Raw genomic sequence first — 17,471 nt, 5'->3', positions numbered from 1 at the left:
CTCGACGACGGCGCGTCCGCGGCGCCCCCGCGCCGCCCCCTTCCCCGCGTCGGCACACCACGCTCCGCCTCCCGCTCGCGGCACCCGCGATCGACGCGCTCGCTGCGGCCGGCATTTGTTCCCTCCCTCGGCCGCGCACCTCGGCCCTCCCTCTAGGAAGAAGACGATCTTGCGATTGCACCGCCCCCTGGCGCTCCTGGTCGCCGCGACCCTGACGACGGGATCGCTCACCCTGAGCGCCGCCCCCGCCTTCGCCGCGACGCCGAGCCCCGTCCTGTCGTACGACTTCTCGAACTCCGCGGCCGTGGGCAGCGGCGTCTCCGCGGGCGCAACGGTCTCCGACGCCGCAGGCAGCCACGCCGGGACCGTGCGCGGTGCCGGCGCGACCGTCGTCGCCGGCCCGCGCGGGGGCGACGACAAAGCGCTGCGCCTGCCCGGTGGCGCCGCCGGCTCGAATGCCGCGTTCGTCGAGATCGCGCCGGGCCTCACCTCTTCCGCCACCACCGACGTGACCATGTCGGCGTGGATGCGCTGGGAGGGCAATCAGAGCTGCGCGTGGGCGTACACGCTCGGCCAGTCCACCGACCGCTACCTCTTCACCACGCCCGCGTGCGGCGGACGGTTGATCGGCGCCGTCAAGGCCGGGAGCGAGCAGCGCGCCCTCGACGAGGGGCCCGCCGCCGTCGGCCGCTGGTCCCACGTCGCCGTCGTCCTGCGCAGCGGTGTCAGCGTCTCGACCTACGTCGACGGGGAACTTGCGCAGACCACGCCGACGGCCGCGACGGGCGCGGCCACCGTCGGCACCTCGACCTTCTCGGGACTGCTCGGCAAGTCGTTCTACGGACCGGATCCGTTCTTCATCGGTGCTCTCGACGACGTCCACGTCTACGACCAGGCCTTGACCGCGGCCCAGGTGAAGGAGGATGCGGCTCCCGCGGCATCCGCCATCGCCCGCACCGACGCCGACGCCGCGCGTCCACCGGTCTCGGGTGCCGTCACCAGCGACATCGCCCTGCCCACCTCGGGGACCGGTGGGTCGACCGTGACCTGGACGAGCAGCGATCCCGCCGTCATCGACGCCACGGGCAAGGTGACCCGGCCCGCCGCCGGCTCCCCCGACGCCACCGTGACCTTGACCCCGACCGCGACGTTCGCCGGCGCGACCGCGACGGGCGCGACGGCGACGCTCACCGTGCGCGCCGACAGCGCCACCGACGCGGCCGATCGCCTGCGCGCCGCCCTGGTGGTGCCACCTGTCGTCGCCTCCGGCACCTCCCTGCCCGAGGTGAGCGGATACACCGTCGCCTGGAGCGCGGACGGCAAGACGCTCGACTCGCGCGTGCTGAGCAACACGACGTCATCCGATCAGGTCCGTCAGATCACCGCTCGCATCACCGTGGGCTCGACGACGGTCGAGAAGACGTTCTCGGTCACCGTGCTGAGTTCCTCCACGGGTCGCCAGCTGGTCTCTTACACCCGCAACGCCACGGGCGAGCACGACGCGAACCACGACTCGGTGGCGCACAGCCTGCACCTGGCCCTGGGCACCTCCGTCGACGACGCGGCTCCGCTGTACAAGAACGGAGGCGTTGTCTTCGCCGAGGGCGAGTTCTTCGCCGTCGACCGTGTCGATCCGCGCGGCATGGCGAACCCGTCCCTGTTCACCTTCGCTGACGGCACGATCGGCGTGATCGCCACGCGCGTGCGACAGTGGGGCGCAGCCGACGGCACAGAGACCTCGAGCGCCCTGGTCTTCAAGGCGCGAGACGCGAGCGCGACCGACTTCGACGAGCTCGGCCTGATCGACCTCGGCACGACCGGCGGGGTGGCCTCTCCCCGTGCCGTCTACGACTCCGCCGAGAAGCGGTACCTCGTGTCGTGGACGGATGCCACGGGCACGGCGAAGTCGACGACGGTCACCGACCTCGCGCGCACCGAATTGCGCACGGCCCCGTTCTGGCCCACGAACGGCGGCACGCGTTCGTGGATCGTCACGGAGGGCAACCGGGGCGAGGTGCGCTCGGGTGCCGCGCTGACGGTCTCCGCGCCGGACCTGGCCGGATTCGCCGGCCGTGTGGCCGACGCGCGTCCCGCCGGCACACTGGCCGTGTCCGCCGCCACCGCGAAGGCGCTGACCGACCGCCTCGGGCGGGTCGTCAACACGAGCGTGACCGTGGACCCGCAGACGATCACCTCGGGTGACACCGCGTCCCTGGCGAAGACGAAGGCGAAGCTGGCCTACTCGGACGGGTCGACCGCGCAGCTCGGCATCGACTGGAACAGCGAGCAGCTCGACCAGCTCGCCACAGCCGGCCCCGGCACCTACACCCTGTCGGGGACCGTGCGTCAGCACCAGTACGCCGAGCCGTTCGCCTACAACCGGGCCGATCCGACGATCTACCGGTACGAGCGCGACGGTAAGACGCGCTACCTGTTCATCGCGACGGACGACACCAACAACAACAACGTCGGCTCGGCGCACCTGCCGATCCGCGTCGCCGACACGATCGACCAGCTCGCCGATGACAACGGCGGTCGCGACCGCGAGATCGATCTGCTGAACCGCTACACCCGCGGCGATCGCACGACCGAGGGCCGCGTCATCGCCGGCTGCTACTGGGCCCCGGAGATCCACGAGATCGGCGGCAAGCTATCGATCCTGTTCGCCCCGTGCTTCAACCCCGACAATCCGAACGCCAACGAGGGCGGGCAGTGGTTCACGGTCCAGGCGCACATCATGCAGCTGCGCGACGGCGGCGACCCGGCCAACCCGAACGACTGGTCGCAGCCCTCGGCCGTGCGCAAAGCCGACGGCTCGCCGCTGGGACGCGCGGAGTTCGGACGCAACATCAGCCTCGACATGACATCCTTCGTCTCGGGTGGCGTCACGTACTACGCGTGGTCGCAGCGCTACACCCCCGAGGGAGCACCGCTCAGCGACCCGGCGACGTGGATCGCCAAGGTCGACCCGAGCAACCCCACTCGCCTCATCAGTGACCCGGTGCCGATCATCGTGCCGAGCCTGTCGTTCGAGGAGCGGCTTGCCGAGGGAGCCTTCGCCATCCAGCGCAACGGTCGCATCACCCTCGTCTACTCGAGCGACGGAGTGAGCCCGAAGTACATCGTGGGCGGCGCCTGGGCGGACGAGTCGAGCGATCTGACCGACATCAACAGCTGGCACAAGTACGACATGCCCCTGCTCAAGAGCGAGGCCATGCCCGCGGGCGTCTGGGACTACCGCACCTACCAGCAGGGACCGGGTCACGGCGCCGTCACCACCGACGAGGACGGCAACGACCTGTACGTCTACCACACGTGGGGGGACGGGGTCGGGGGCAACGGTCGCGACACCCGCATCACGCGTATCCACTATGCGGCCGGCGATCGCCCGATCTTCGACATGACCCGCGACGAGGAGGTGCTGCCCTCGCTGCGCACGGTCACCACGACCGTCACCGTTCGCGCCTCGGTCACCGCCATCCCGACCGTGAGCACGCGCTGTGTCGCCGGGAAGGTGACCGTCACGGCGACGGTCAAGAACGCCGGGTCGACGCGCTTCGCGGCCACCGTGGCCACGCCCTGGGGCAAGAAGGCCCTGGGATCGATCGACCCGGGCGCCCGCGCGTCCGCGGCGTTCTCCACTCGGGCCGAGTCGGTGCCCACGGGATCGATCACGGTCACGGCAACGACCACCGTCGACGGCAAGACCGTCTCGTCGAAGGCGACAGCCGCGTACGACGCGCGCTCGTGCCGGTAGGCCGAAGGAAGGAACTGCCATGCAACGCCTGAGCCTGATCGCCGTGCTCGCCTGCGGTGCGGTCGCCGTCACCGTCGCGGGGGTCACGCCCCCCGCGCCTCAGGAGCGCACCGGCGTCGGAGTCGGTGAGATCGTCGACATCGACGATCTCGGGCCCGACCTCCTCTCGATCAATGGACGGACGTACCGCCTCACCTGAGGCGCGTCCGTCTCCCCCAGGACCCGAGTCGTCCACCCCCCGGGGTGGACGACTCGGGTCTGTGTGCGCAGGGATCGAGCGGGCTACGGCCCCCTCCCACGGAGCGGTGGAGCCGCCACACGGCCGAGACGACGCGCGCCTCATACACCGGCGGCGACCCGGACGGATCTCGCCGACACCTCGCTTTCGGTGGATGCCGTGGCGTGAAGGTACCTCTTGCCCTTGACCGTTGTGACCGGTAACATCACGACCGTCCCCAGCCCGAGGCATCCAAAGAAGGGTGTCCGAGAGGATCGCAATGACGCACACACTATCCCGCCGCGCCGTCACCGGAGTGGCCACCATCGCCCTGGTCCTCAGCGGCGCTCTCGCCGCGAGCGCCCCGGCCCACGCCGCCGACGCGCGGTTGATCGCGCACTACCCGCTCGACGACGCGAGCGGAACCGTCGCGCGCGATGCCTCGGGCAGCGCGCGGCCCGCGACGTACGTCGGCGGACCGACTCTCACCGGAGGTGAGGGCGTCCGGCTGGACGGTGCCGACGACTACGTCGACCTGCCCGACAATCTCCTGACGGGCCTGAGCTCGATCACGATCAGCACGGATGTTCTCATCCGCGGCGACCAGGCGGCGCCCTACTTCATCTACGGCCTCGGGAACACCGACGGAGGCGGTGTCGGAAACGGCTACCTGTTCTCCAGCGGCAACACGTACCGCACGTCGATCGCAACGGGCAACTGGACGACCGAGCAGACCGTCAACAGCAACGCCGACCTGCCGCGCAACGTGTGGAAGACGCTCACCTACACGCTCGATGACGCCACCGACACCGCGCGCCTCTACCTCGACGGCGTCCAGGTGAGCCAGGCGACGGGGGTGACGACCACTCCCGGCTCCCTCGGCGGTGGCGTCACCACGGCGAACTACCTGGGCCGCTCGGTCTACAACGCCGACCGCCGCCTCGCCGGCAGCATGCGCGACTTCCGGGTCTACAACGCCGCGCTCTCGGCAGACGAGGTCGCCGCTCTCGCGCCGACCGACGCCACCCGACTCCAGCGCGACGCCGCGGCGCTGTCGCTGGGCGACCTGAGCGCCGTCACGGCCGATCTCGCCCTCCCCGCCACCGGGGTGAACGGCTCGACGATCGCGTGGTCGACGAGCAAGGCCGAGGTCGTGAGCGCCACCGGCAAGGTCACGCGACCGGCCGCCGGCCAGCCCGCGGCGACCGCCACCCTGATGGCGAAGCTCACGCGCAACGCGGCCACCGAGACGAAGACCTTCGCGGTGACCGTCGCGCCGATGCCGGGAAGCGCCGACCTCGCCAAGGCCGATCTCGACGCGATCAGCATCCCCAACGCCGGCGACGTGCGAGGCAACATCACACTGGCCTCGAAGGGGTCGGTCAACGGCACCGCCCTCACGTGGTCGGCCTCGCCCGCCGGTGTCATCACGACCTCGGCGTCGGGCGGCAAGGCCGCGGGCGTCGTCACGCGCGGTGCCGCCGACACGAAGGTGACGCTGACCGCCGCGGCATCCGGAACATCCGTCACGCGACAGATCGAGGTGACCGTCAAGGCGGCTCCCGCGGGCCTCGACAAGGACTACACCGCCGGTTACCTCTGGACGCACTTCGCCCCGCAGGGCGGCTACGAGAAGATCTTCTTCGGCCACAGCGACGACGGTCTGCACTGGAACAAGCTGAACGACAACGCGCCGATCCTCGCCAACCTCGCCGGAGACCTCGGCGTGCGCGACCCGCACCTCGTGCGCTCCCCCGAGGGCGACAAGTACTGGATCATCGGCACCGACCTGCACGCCGAGGGCGGCGGGGCCGGCGGATCGGGCTGGGACCAGCTCAACGCCAGCCAGAACCTCGTGGTGTGGGAGTCCACCGACCTCGTGAACTGGAGCGACCAGCGCATCGTGTTCGCGGGCTTCGACAAGGCCGGCTGCGTGTGGGCCCCCGAGGCGACCTACAACGAGGCCACCGGCGAGTACTACGTCTACTGGGCGGCGCGCGACAAGACCGACAACGGCACGAACGACTGGGCGTTGCGGATGTACCTCACCAAGACCCGCGACTTCGTCACCTTCACCACGCCCGAGATCTGGACGAGCCTCAACCCGAAGGGCGACGGACAGGGCGGTCGGAGCATCATCGACGCGACCATCGCCAAGGAGGGTGACACCTACTACCGCTTCTCCACCTCCGACTGGGACACGGTCGTCGACACCGCTCCGTCGCTCGACGGACCCTGGACGAAGAAGATCACGCCGGGAGAGGCCACGGCTCACGGGCTGCGCGGCCGCATGGAGGGCCTGACCGTCTACCAGCTCCCCGACGGCCGGTGGGCGACCATGGGCGACGAGTTCGGCTACTACGCGCACGTCTCGGACACGCTCTCGAGCCTGCAGTTCCGCCAGCTCTCCGCCGGAACGGGGGCCGACCAGTTCTCGTTCGACCAGCAGTTCCGCCACGGTTCGGTGATGCGCCTGTCGAAGGCGGAGGAGGCACGACTGCTCGCCGCCTACGGCGATGCGCCGGTCACTCCCACCGATCCCGAGGAGCCGCAGCAGGGCCCCATCGCGGAGTACACCTTCGAGAACGGCTCCCTCGCCGACTCGGTCGGTGACGCCGACCTCACGGCATCCGGCACGACAGCCGTCGCCACGGATGCCACGAAGGGATCGGCTCTGCGACTCACCGGTGCCGCGGGCGGCTTCGCCTCGTTCCCGACCGGGTTCTTCGACGGTCGCGACAAGATGACGGTGTCGATGGACATCAAGTCCGAGCTCACGGACGGCAACTTCTTCACCTTCGCGTTCGGGCAGAATCAGGACCGCTATTCGTTCCTGCGCGTCCGGGGCGACCAGGCCCGCAACGCCATCACGAAGGCGACGTGGCAGGGGGAGTCCGACGTCTCGGGCACCATCTCCAGCGGCCAGTGGCACAAGTACGACCTCGTCTACGACGGCCGGACCATGCGCATGTACATCGACGGCGTCAAGGTCGACGAGAACCTCGCCCTGAACGCCTCGGTGAGCGAGCTCGGCTCGAACCTCGCCGGGTACCTGGGCCGTTCGTTCTACGGCGGAGACCGCGCCTTCCAGGGCTGGTTCGACAACATCCGCGTCTACAACCGCGCACTGTCGAGCACCGAGATCCTGCAGAACGCGGGCATCGAGGATCACCTGGTCGACGTCTCACTGACGCAGCCCGAGAAGCTGAAGATGGCACCGATCGTCGACAACGCGGCGCGCACGGTGAAGCTGCCGGTGGTCAAGGGCACCGACGTGACGAAGCTGGCTCCGACGTTCGGTCTGGTCCCCGGATCGACGGCGTCGCCGGCGTCGGGCGCCACGGTCGACCTGCGCTCCCCCGTCACCTACACGGTGACGACCTCCCAGGGGAACAAGGCGGAGTGGAAGATCGAAGCCCTCGTCGTCAACAGCCCCGTCCTGCCGGGCCTCTACGCCGACCCGAACATCGCGGTCTTCGGTGACACGTACTACATCTACGCCACCACCGACGGCTTCGAGGGCTGGGGCGGAAACCAGTTCTATGTCTGGAAGTCGAAGAACCTCGTCGATTGGCAGCGCTCGGAGAAGCCCTTCCTCACGCTGGACGGCGCCAACGGAAACGTCCCGTGGGCTGTCGGAAACGCGTGGGCCCCGACCATCATCGAGAGGGGCGGGAAGTACTACTTCTACTTCTCCGGCCACAACGCCTCCCTCAACCGCAAGACGATCGGTGTCGCTGTCGCCGACAGCCCCGAGGGCCCCTTCACCGCCCAGCCGAACGCCATGATCCTGAACAACGAGGCCGTCACCTCGGGCCAGGCGATCGACCCCGCCGCATTCCACGACCCGGTCACCGGCAAGTGGTACCTCGGTTGGGGCAACGGGGCGCCCGTCCTGGCGGAGCTCGCGGACGACATGACGTCCATCAAGCCGGGCACTTACCAGCGCATCAACGGCCTGACCGACTTCCGCGAGGGCGTGTTCTTCAACTACCGGAAGGGGCTCTACCACCTCACCTACGCGATCGATGACACCGGGTCGGAGGACTACCGCGTCGGCTACGCGACGGCCACGAGCATGAACGGCCCGTGGACCTACCGCGGCGTGATCCTCCAGAAGGACCTGTCCCTCGGGATCAAGGGCCCGGCCCACAGCTCGATCATCAACGTCCCGGGTACCGACGACTGGTACATCGCGTACCACCGCTTCGCCATGCCCAACGGCAACGGCTTCAACCGTGAGACGACGATCGACCGGGTGGAGTTCGGCTCGGACGGGCTGATGAAGCGGGTCGTGCCCACTCTCCAGAGTGTCGCCCCGCAGACCGTCCCCGCGGCGGGACCGAACGTGACCGCGACCGCGTCCACGCGGTGCATCGCGGGCAAGGTCACGCTGATGGTGCAGGTCAAGAACGGCGACACGCAAGCGGTCTCGGTGAAGATCGCCACGTCCCACGGCTCGAAGACCGTGACCGTGGCGGCGGGCAGCTCGGTGTCGCAGACCTTCAGCACACGACAGACGTCGGTGTCGGCCGGCTCCGCACAAGTGACGGCGACGGCGTCCGGGAAGACGGGGTCGACGGTGGTGAAGACGTCCTACACCTCGAGAACCTGCGGCTGACGTCGCGGTGAACGGGACCGCCCGGTCGACTCTCCCCCTCGAGTCGACCGGGCGGTTTCGGCGTTCACCGCGGCTTTCCGCACCGTGAGATCCCTCTGGCGGACTCCGATTGTGAGCGATAACATACGAGTGGGCGCGGAGTACCCCGATCACCGCCCCGGCACCGCTCATCGAGGAGCGGTCGCCACTCTCGACGAAGAGGAAGTCACATGAGCACACGGATGCGGCATGTCTGGAGAAACATGACAGTGGTGGCGGGCGTCTCGGCTCTGGCCTGCGGACTGCTGAGCCCGACGGCGGCGTCGGCAGCGGTCACGGTCCCGACCCCCGTCCTGAAGTACACCTTCGACGCACTGCCCGCCAGCGTCCCCGCCGGATACGCGATCGCCGACTCCGGAAGCGCCTCGCACCCCGGCACCGTCGTCAACACGGGCGCGACCTCGACGGAGGGCCCGCGCGGATCCTCGGACACGGCTCTCCGGCTCCCCGGCGGCGCTGCGAACTCCGCCGCCCCCTACGTGCAGATCGCTCCCGGCGTCGTGAGCCCGAACGCGACCGACGTGACGCTGTCGGCGTGGATCCGGTGGAGCGGCGCCCCCGAGTGCACGTGGCCATTCACCCTGGGCGCGTCGCAGTCACAGCACATTCTCTTCACCACGTCGTGCGGCAACAACCAGTACGGCGCCATCAACAACTTCGGCGAGGTGCGCGCGACCGCCACCGGTGCCTCCCCCGCCGACACCTGGGCCCACGTGGCCGTCGTCGTCGACGGCGGTGTCTCCGTCACGACCTACGTCAACGGCGTGCAGGCCGGCACCGGCGCCACGGGCAGCTCGGCGACCGCGGCCGTGGGGACGTCCACGTTCTCCGGTTATCTCGGGAAGTCGTTCTACGGTCCGGATGCCTACTGGGCCGGCGCCATCGACGACTTCACCGTGTACGACCAGGCGCTGACCGGCGACCAGCTGAAGGAATCGGAGCGCGCCGTCTTCGCCTCCCTCGCGCAGAAGGATGCGGCGACCAGCGCCGGAGACCTGAGCGCGGTCACCACCGACCTCACCCTGCCGACCACGGGGGCGAACGGCTCGAAGATCACCTGGACCTCGAGTGCGCCCGGCGTGATCGGCGCAGACGGCGTCGTCAATCGACCTCGCTTCCCCCAGGGCGATGCGACCGTGACGCTCACCCCGACCGCGACGCTCGGCGGCCAGAGCGTGGCGGGCACCCCTCAGACCGCGACGGTCACGGCGTGGGCGCAGGGCGACGGCCCCGAGGCCCAACTCGCTCGCACGGTCGCCCAGGGGCTGCGCGACATGCCGCAGTTCTCCGGTCCCGTTCGCGGCAGCCTCACCCTGCCGAACGACGGGAGCGAGATCGAATCCCTCGCCGGCGTCCGCGATCGCGGTGACGCCGTGATCACCTGGGCGACCTCGAACGCGGCGGTGGTCACGGCAGCGGACCGCGGCAGCGAGCCGAACGTCGTGAAGAAGGGCGCGCTGACGCGACCCGCCACCGCACAGACGGTCACGCTCACCGCCACGATCACCGTGTCCGGCGCCGATCCCGTGACGGTCTCCCTTCCCCTCGAGGTACCTGCGGCCACCACCCAGACGGCCGACGACTACGAGGCATATCTCTTCGCGTACTTCACCGGCGACAGCCTCTCGGGAGAGCAGATTCGTTTCGCCACATCGGACGGCAACGACGCCCTGCGGTGGAAGAACCTCAACGGGGCCCAGCCGGTGATCGAGTCGACCAAGGGCACCCGAGGCCTGCGTGACCCGTTCATCATGCGTTCGCACGAGGGCGACCGCTTCTTCCTCCTGGCCACCGACCTGTCCGTCGGACGCACCGGATGGAGCGGGTCGATCGACCGTGGCAGCCAGTACCTGGAGATCTGGGAGTCCACCGACCTGGTGAACTGGTCCGAGCAGCGCCACGTGAAGGTCAACCTGCCCAACGCCGGCATGACGTGGGCGCCCGAGGCGTTCTACGATCCGACCATTCAGTCGTACGTCGTCTACTACACCTCCTCGCTGTACACCGACGACACCCGCACCGTCGGCGACGGCAACGGGCCCCAGATCATGACGACGATCACGCGGGACTTCCGGACCTTCAGCACGCCCCAGCCGTGGTTCAAGGCATCCGATGTCCCGGGCCTGGTCAAGGGCAGCGGGCTGATCGACTCGACGATCCTCAAGGACGGCGAAACCTACTACCGGTTCACGAAGGCGACGGAGGCATCCGGGTGCCCGTCGGCTGACATCATCGGGCAGAAATCGACCAACCTCCGGGCCACGACCGCCTCGGGCGCGTGGACGCTCTTCGACACGTGCATCGGTCGCACGGCCGGCACGCCGGAGGTGGAGGGACCGAGTGCCTTCCTGGCCAACCCGGGCGACGTCAACAAGAACAAGTACATGCTCTGGGTCGACAACTTCTTCGGAGTCGGGTACATCCCGCTCATGACGAACTCGCTCGAGGGCGATGTCCGGTGGACGTACCCCTCCTCCTTCTCGCTGCCCGCTTCTCCACGCCACGGCTCGGTGATGCCGATCACCCGCGAGGAACGCGATGTGCTCGCCGGTAAGTGGGGTCGCGACCTGCTGGTGACGGGAATCGACGGCGTCACCGCCGAGGTGAACGCGGGGGCGAGCGGCGTGCAGCTGCCCGGCACGGTCGCGGCGACCTTCGCCGACGGCCACCGCGAGAACGTCGCCGTCACCTGGGATGCGGTGACCGCCACACAACTCGACAAGCCCGGGGTGGTCGAGGTCAGCGGCACGCTCACCAACGGTGCCGCGACGCGAGCGAAGGCCACCGTGACCGTCAAGGGCGCCCCTATGCCGATCGAGACGACCGTGTCGAGCCGGTGCGTCTCCGGAAAGGTCACCCTGGTCGCCTCCCTGAAGAACACCTCGGCGAACGCGGTGAAGACCGACCTCGTCACCCCGTACGGCAAGAAGTCGTTCACCACGATCGCACCGGGCAAGACCGTGTCCGCTTCGTTCACGACGCGCTCGGCCTCCATCGGCGCGGGCGAGGTCTCGGTGACCGCCTCGACGAACGGGGGTGCGAACGTGTCCGCGAAGACCTTGTTCGCGGCCCACACCTGCCGCTGAGGGTTCTCCCGCCACGAGGGGCCCGGTCGAGTCGACGCGACCGGGCCCCTCGTGTTCTCGCCCTAGACGCGACTGCGTGTTACCCCTAACATGAGACCCAGTCGCCGCCCCGACCCCGCGCAGGGCGACGTCATCCCCCGACCTACTTCTGCAGAGTCGCAGAGAGGACACCCCATGAGTCGAGCACGCACCGCCGTGGCCGTCAGCATCACCGCCCTCCTGATCGCCAGCGGCCTGGCGGTGATCCTGCCCACCTCCGCGACCGCTGCCTCGACGTTCGACGCGGCGAAAGTCCTCGACCTCCCCTTCGACGACTCGCTGACGGATGCCGGACCCGGCAAGGTCTCCGCGTCGATGCTGCGCGGCTCGGCGGCGTACACCGCCGGCATCAACGGCAGGGCGCTCAGCCTCCGCGGCGCGGACGCGGTCGATCTCGGCAAGAGCCCCGCTCTCCAGCCGCAGAATCTGACGCTGTCGTTCTGGTTCAAGCCCGACGGCTCGATGGCCGAGGGCGAGCAGGTGTTCTCCTGGAACAAGACGGTCTACAACTCCCCCGGCTGGTACCTCACGTCGGAGGGCGCGAACACCCCCCTCGCCCTCTCGATCGGCCCCGGCGGCGATCAGCCGTACAAGGTGTCAGTCTCCGGCTCGCGCGAGGTGTTCTTCCCCGCCGGGCAGTGGACGCACGTGGTGGCCACCTACGACCGGGCCACCAAAGCCGTCGCGTTCTATCGCAACGGTGAGAAGCAGGCATCGGCGATCGCCAACGCCGTCGGCGGGGCGTCCACGGGTGAGCTCACCTCGGACACGACGACGACCAAGTCCATCGGCTTCAACGGCGCGAACTACAACGGCGCGTACGTTCGCGGTGCCCTCGACGACTACGAGCTCTACAACGCCGTCGCCGGTCCCGAAGAGGTCGTCGCCCTCACTCGAGCGAACAACCCCGCCTTCGACCCGGCCGACGTCGCCGCACGCTCCCTCGAGACGCTCTCGGTTCCGGCCGCCGCCACGACCAACTTCTCGCTCACCACGAGCGCCGGAAACGGCTCGACGGTCTCCTGGACGTCGTCCGACACGACCGCCGTCACGGTCAGCGGCGATCAGGCGAAGGTCACGCGTCCCGCGGATGCCGACGCCACCGTCACGCTGACGGCCTCGGCCACGTATGCCGGCAGCGCCGCCCGCACGAAGACGTTCGAGGTGACGATCCCGAAGGCCGGCACCTCGACGTCCATCTACGTCGACGACACCGACCTCAACGAGGTACAGCTGCTCGACCCGTACCTGCAGAACAGCAACGCCAAGATGGTGGACTACCTGCTCACTCTCGACCCGAAGCGGTTCCTGTACTCCTTCGATCAGCTGGCCGGCATCCCCACCACGGTCGAACCGTACGGCGGCTGGGAGCGCACGACGGGTGCGCGGTTCCAGGGACACTTCTTCGGGCACTACATGTCGGCTCTCTCGCAGGCGTACTCCACCGAAGCCGACGCCGGCCGCAAGGCACAACTGCTGGCCAAGCTCACCACCGCGGTCGACGGAGTCGCCGCCGCGCAGAGCGCCTATGCCCAACGCGACCCCTCGAACGCCGGGTACGTCGCCCCCTTCCCGGTGTCGTACCTGCCGCACGGAGCGGACGGACTCATCGTGCCGTTCTACAACCTGCACAAGGTGCTCGCCGGTCTTCTCGACGCGCACGACTACGCCCCCCGAGAGGTCGCCGACAAGGCGCTGGCGACGGCCAGCGGCTTCGGTTCGTGGCTGAACACGTGGGGCTCTCGCCAGGCCAACCCCAGCTCGCTCCTGAGCACCGAGTACGGCGGCATGAACGAGGCGCTGTACGAGCTGTACGGCATCACCGAGAACGAGCAGCACAAGCAGGCCGCGCAACTCTTCGACGAGGTGTCGCTCTTCCAGGATCTCGCGGCCAACCGCGACGTCCTGGCCGGCAAGCACGCGAACACGACGATCCCCAAGCTGACCGGCGCGCTCAAGCGCTACACCGTGCTCACCGACAACCCGACGCTGTATGCGCGTCTCACCCAGGGCGAGAAGGACGGCCTGGACATGTACCGCCGCGCGGCCGAGAACTTCTGGCAGATGGTCGTGAAGGACCACTCCTACGTCGGCGGCGGCAACAGCTACTCCGAGCACTTCCAGCAGCCCGGCACTCTCTACGAGTTCGCCACCAACGGCATCACCACCGGATACGGCGAGCAGTCGACGGTCGAGGGCTGCAACGAATACAACATGCTCAAGCTGACGCACGCGCTCTTCCGCGTCACGCCCGACGTGAAGTACGCGGACTACTACGAGAACACCTACATCAACACCATCCTCGCGTCGCAGAACCCCGAGACCGGCATGATGACGTACTTCCAGCCGCAGACGGCGGGGTACGCGAAAGTCTTCGGTCGCCCCGAGGGCGAGTTCTGGTGCGACCACGGAACGGCGACGGAGAGCTTCACCAAGCTCGGCGACTCCATCTACTTCCGTAAGGGATCGTCGATCTACGTCAACATGTTCCGTTCGACGGTCTTCTCATCCGCGACGCAGAACCTCACGGTGACGCAGACGGCGGACATCCCCAACACCGATGTGGCGACCTTCGACATCGCCTCGCTGGACGGCAAGCCCCTGGCCGACGGCACCACCCTGCGACTGCGGGTGCCCGATTGGTCGCCGAACCCCGCGCTGACCGTCAACGGCCAGGCCCGTGACGCTGCCGGCGCGACGCAGAACGGCTACGTCGTCATCCCCGTGACCGCCGGCGACAAGATCACGTACACCGTTCCCGCGAAGGTCGAGGTCGAGGCGGGCAGCGAGAACCCCAACTGGGTCGCTTTCCGATACGGCCCGGTGGTGCTCTCCACCGAGCTGAACCGCACGAACGTCGACGCGTCCGCGCCGGCCGGCATCCTGGTGCGCACCAGCGTCGCCGACAAGTCCGTCTCCAACAGCGTGCGGGTCGCCGATGTCTCCGCCTTCACGAAGGACATCGAGAAGAACCTCGTCCGCAGGGAGAACGGCGCGGACAACAACGGCCGCACCGTGATGAAGTTCGGCCTGCAGAACGTCGACCCCGCGTCGGCGGCCCTGACCTTCGAGCCGTACTACAGCATGTACAACGCCCGCTACGCGCTCTACATGAACCTCATTCAGCCCGACTCCCCCGAGGCCCAGGCCCTCATCAAGGCCGACAAAGAGCGACTGCGCATCGACGAGATGACCACGGACGCGCTCACGTCCTTCGACAACAACAACAGCGAGGCGGGGAAGAACTACCGGTTCAACCGCTCCGCCGTGGGGACGCACCTGGGTCAGACCTACCGCGACGGTGAGCGGTCCACCGAGGCGTTCTTCCAGTACGACATGGTCGTCGACCCGACCGCTCCGAAGAACTACCTCGGGGTGCGCTACTTCGGGGGCGACGTGGGGCGGACGTTCGATGTCTACATCGATGACGTGAAGTTCAAGAGCGAGCGCGTCAACAACAACGCGGGCAACGAGTTCTACATCCAGTACGACGAGATCCCCGCGTCGGCCCTGGCGAACATCGCCTCCAAGGACCGGTACAAGCGCGACCAGGCCGGCAACTACGTCCTGGATGCCGACGGCCAGAAGATGCCCATCATCACGGTGCGCTTCCAGGGCAACGGCACCAGCTACGTCGGCGGCGTGTTCGGGCTCTACACCACCACGACGACGACGTATTCGACCGATGCCGAGCTGAACGCCCTCGCCTTCGACGGCGGCACCCTCTCGCCGAAGCTCGCGGACGGCACCTACGACTACACCGTGACGGTGCCGAAGGAGGCCACGACCGCGACCTTCGACGTCGACCCGGCGATGCCCAGCGGCCTGGTCTACCTGGGCGACGTCCTCATCGACGACACCCAGAAGCGCAGCGTCCCGCTCGCGGCGGAGGGCGCGACGACCGTCACCCTGCGCTCGGTGGCGCAGGACCACACGACGTCGAAGAGCTACCGCCTCACCGTGGTCCGAGCGACGGCACCCGCTCTCTCGGCGAAGGTCTCGGTGTCGACGAGATGCGTGTCGGGGAAGGTCACGGTGGTGGCCTCGGTGTCGAATCCCGCGAACGTCCCCGTCGCTCTGACCCTGACGAGCGCCTTCGGCAAGAAGTCGGTGGCGTCGCTCGCGGCGGGCAAGAGCATCGCGCAGACGTTCACCACGCGGCGCGCGCAGATCGGGGCGGGTGCGGTGACGGTCACCGCGATCGCGCAGATCGACGGCCAGCGTGCCGAGGTGACGAAAAAGGCGACGTACACCGCTCGAAGCTGCGGCTGACGCGCGCACGGACACCTCCCTCCGCCGGATCGCCGTCGATCCGGCTCTCCCCCGCACCGCGAAAGGAAATCTCGTGAACTCCCACCCCCGCAATGACGCGGACCGCGCCGGAGCCTCCGGGCTGTCTCGTCGATCCGTCCTCTCCGCCATGGCGCTGGCCGCTCCCGCCGTCGCACTCGGGTGGGACGCGGCGCCCGCATGGGCCGCCCCCGGGAAGCCTCTGTTCGTGTCGGCGCCGCGAGCCGCCTTCGAATCCTCCGGTTTGCCGCCGATCGTGATCGAGCACAAGCCGTCCGGCAGCGCCCAGGCCGGCGTCCAGCTCGCCATCTCCTTCCGCGGCGGCATCACGTGGTCCGACGGGACGAGAGCGGCGCGCAAGCTCACGACCGGGTCCGACGGGCGCATCACCCTGCGCGGTCTGCGCACCCCGAGCACCGCGGGGTGGACGGGAATCGTCGCCACCGCGGCATCCGGAACCTCCGTCGCCTCGATCACCGTCAACACGGGGACGCCCCAATCCCGGCTGCAGAACGTGGTCGACTTCCGTTTCGGCATGTTCAATCACTTCAACCTCGGCACCTTCACCGACGAGGAGTGGGCGGCCGGGGGCCAGAGTCCCTCTCTCTTCGCGCCGGCGCAGGTCGACTGCGGCCAGTGGGCGGATGCCGCGGCCGCGGCAGGGATGACCTTCGGCGTCCTGACGACCAAGCATCACGACGGATTCGCCCTCTGGCCCACCGCCTTCGGCTCGCAGAACGTCGCCAACAGCGGCTACACGCAGGACATCGTGCGGTCGTACGTGGACGCCTTCCGCTCGCGAGGAATGCGCGTCGGCCTGTACTTCTCGGTCTGGGACCGCACGCACACCGTGCAGGGCTACGGCGGTTACCACGTCTCCGACCCGAGCGAATCCATCGAACCGTCCGACCTCACCTACACCCTCGGCCAGATCCGCGAGCTGCTGACCAACTACGGCGCGATCGACTTCTTCATCACCGACGGCTATGCCTGGCAGATGGGCCAGCGCAACATCTCCATCCAGGCGGTACGTGAGCTGGTGCACTCGCTGCAGCCGAACTGCATCCTGATCGACCACGGCGGACTGTCCACCCCGTGGCTCGGCGACGCCATCTACTTCGAAGAGCCGCTCGGCATCCGCTCCCCGGCCGGGAACACCCTGGCCTCCGTGCAGGGCCAGACGATCAGCAACGGCTGGTTCTGGCATCCCTCCACCCCTTACGAGGGGCTGATGAGCACGAACGACATCGTCGGCCACCTCGCCGACCTCGAGCCGAAGTACACGACGTTCCTCCTCAACTGCCCGCCCAACCGCGACGGCCGCCTCGACGCCAACGTCGTGGCACGCCTCGCCGAGGTCGGCGCGACATGGAGACCGAACGAGTCGCGCCCTGCCCTCCCCGCCCAGCCGTTGCGCGTCGA

6 protein-coding genes are annotated in these 17,471 nt (G+C 68.7%); all 6 read left to right on the top strand.

The genetic code is table 11. The features are described 5' to 3' along the window. The first annotated feature begins 169 nt into the window (after window positions 1–169). The gene (locus NS220_RS10085) at window positions 170–3,757 is read left to right on the top strand and encodes a LamG-like jellyroll fold domain-containing protein (protein WP_193755335.1); all 3,588 of its coding nucleotides are present in this window, start codon (window positions 170–172) and stop codon (window positions 3,755–3,757) included. A 19-nt stretch (window positions 3,758–3,776) separates the two neighbouring features. Next, a complete protein-coding gene (locus tag NS220_RS10080) occupies window positions 3,777–3,956 on the top strand; it encodes a hypothetical protein (protein WP_058623945.1) in 180 nt (59 codons plus the stop codon). A 298-nt stretch (window positions 3,957–4,254) separates the two neighbouring features. Further along, window positions 4,255–8,595 carry a family 43 glycosylhydrolase gene (locus NS220_RS10075; RefSeq protein WP_058623944.1) on the top strand — a complete coding sequence of 1,447 codons (4,341 nt, stop codon included), beginning with the start codon at window positions 4,255–4,257 and terminating at the stop codon, window positions 8,593–8,595. A 209-nt stretch (window positions 8,596–8,804) separates the two neighbouring features. Continuing rightward, the gene (locus NS220_RS10070; RefSeq protein WP_081323108.1) at window positions 8,805–11,720 is read left to right on the top strand and encodes an immunoglobulin-like domain-containing protein; all 2,916 of its coding nucleotides are present in this window, start codon (window positions 8,805–8,807) and stop codon (window positions 11,718–11,720) included. Window positions 11,721–11,894: 174 nt separating this feature from the next. Next, window positions 11,895–16,031 carry a beta-L-arabinofuranosidase domain-containing protein gene (locus NS220_RS10065; protein WP_193755334.1) on the top strand — a complete coding sequence of 1,379 codons (4,137 nt, stop codon included), beginning with the start codon at window positions 11,895–11,897 and terminating at the stop codon, window positions 16,029–16,031. A 73-nt stretch (window positions 16,032–16,104) separates the two neighbouring features. Further along, window positions 16,105–17,471 (top strand): alpha-L-fucosidase (locus NS220_RS20400; protein WP_206543017.1); only part of this gene is annotated, 1,367 nt, incomplete at its 3' end.

The organism is Microbacterium testaceum (assembly GCF_001476655.1).
Classification (GTDB): Bacteria; Actinomycetota; Actinomycetes; order Actinomycetales; family Microbacteriaceae; genus Microbacterium; species Microbacterium testaceum_C.
This window is presented reverse-complemented; position numbering and strand designations above follow the sequence as displayed.